Below are 1,847 nucleotides of genomic sequence, written 5' to 3'. Positions count from 1 at the left end.
AGAACCTATCCGATAGCCTTTCCAAACACCCAAAACATTCGGAATATCCTTCTTCGACAACGGCAGCCTTCTTTGTGACATCTCAAGTGTGTGGTTACCTTAAAGATATCAAGATGTTGTCGTTGTCTCAATTCAGATATTTATCCCGGGAATCTGTGATGAACCGAAAATCTTAAGGGTAATATTCCTATACTTCATATCAAGGCTTACTTTACCCTGCAATAATCTTAAATCCAAATTTATCCGCTATCACAAGTGTTAACAGCATGGCAGGAATATAGAGAATCATAGACGCCAGAACAGATGCAGAAGTCTCAGCTTCACAAACTTTATATGATTCAGCCAGAACACAGGCCAGCGCTGCCGCAGGCATTCCAGCCAGAACGACTCCCATAAAAAGCAATTGCCCACGTACACCAAACAGCATCAGCAGCCCTGCTGTGAGCAAAGGATGCAGTACTAATTTAAAAAGATTAACAACTCCTATTTCAAAGAACTTCAATTCCACCTTCTGCTTGGCAATCAAAATTCCAATTGCAAATAAAGCACATGGAACCGAAGCCATTCCAAAACTATGCAAACCTTCCACAAGAAAATCAGGTAAGGTTAGTTTCATAAATGAGTAGACTACCCCAGCAAAAGAAGCGGTTATCAATGGTGTCTTTATCATGGAGAACACTATTTTACATACAACTTTTCCAGAAGACTGAGATTTATCAGCTCGATGCAATTCAAATGTTGCAACTGCAATGATAATAATTACTATAGGAAGGATTATCGCCAGAGTCGTGGCAAGTAATGCTTCATGACTCCCTTCAAAAAGAAACATCATAATAGGCAGTCCCAAATATGCAGAATTTGGAAAGCAGCCAGTTGTGGCGCGCATTCCTGCTTCTGTATAGTGGCCTTTAAACAGAATTTTAGAAGTCACAAACATAAGCACATAAATGCCAATCATAGCAGATAAGTAACCGCCTATAAATTGCATCTGCGCAATTTCTTCGAAAGGCGTTGTCGCTAGCGAACAGAACAATAAAGCCGGCAGGGTAAAATAATATACGAAAGCATTCAAAACTGTAGCACTGTTCTCAGGTAAGATCTCAAATCTATACGAAACAGCCCCGGCAATGATCATTAGGAATAAAGGAATTAGCGCGAACGCTACTATTTGAAGCATTAGAATCTCATCTATTTTTAGTTACGAAGTTTTAATTAATATGATGACATATATATCGTCACGATCGCAGCATATTAATTTTTACATGTTGCTCAATTAACAACTCTAATAATTATGATTTTGCAATATTGTGCTGATACACATTGAATATACGGAAAGATCTTTCACAGGGTCAAAATCGCTGAATTGGAGTTCTACTTAAAGAAACTTCCAAACGCAAATGCTCATTTTGTAATTTTTAATATGTATCTCCCGATGAGCTATAGACTCCATACAATCTAGCAGTCACATCTACATCCCCCTCCCTAGCTAGCTCATTAACATCCAGGGTGGATAGACTAATCGAGTATATTTAGCAGAACGCAAAAAGCCCCATACAACGTAGTTGTACGGGGCTTGGCTGCCCTTTTTACAGGGCGAAAAAAAGTCCTTGCGACGACCTACTTTCCCACTAGCTACCTAGCAGTATCATTGGCGATGGAGGGCTTAACTTCCGAGTTCGGAATGGGGTCGGGTGTGGCCCCTCCTCAATGGTCGCAAGGACAAATTCCTTGGTCAAAAACTTTGGACCGTGCGTGGTCCTTGGTTATTAACTATAAATATATAGTTAATAGGGAAAGAAGAAAGATAAGTCGCACGATTTATTAGTACTGGTCAGCTGAGTACATTG

Annotated in this window: 1 protein-coding gene and 1 rRNA gene; both read right to left on the bottom strand. The window is 39.9% G+C overall.

Annotated features, from left to right (window positions below; translation table 11 throughout):
- Positions 1-211: 211 nt before the first annotated feature.
- The gene (locus H589_RS0117960) at positions 212-1,177 is read right to left on the bottom strand and encodes an AEC family transporter (protein WP_027723309.1); all 966 of its coding nucleotides are present in this window, start codon (positions 1,175-1,177) and stop codon (positions 212-214) included.
- Positions 1,178-1,604: 427 nt separating this feature from the next.
- Positions 1,605-1,719: ribosomal RNA gene (gene rrf / locus H589_RS0117955) — 5S ribosomal RNA — on the bottom strand.
- Positions 1,720-1,847 lie beyond the last annotated feature (128 nt).

Source organism: Maridesulfovibrio zosterae DSM 11974 (assembly GCF_000425265.1).
Classification (GTDB): Bacteria; Desulfobacterota; Desulfovibrionia; order Desulfovibrionales; family Desulfovibrionaceae; genus Maridesulfovibrio; species Maridesulfovibrio zosterae.
This window is presented reverse-complemented; position numbering and strand designations above follow the sequence as displayed.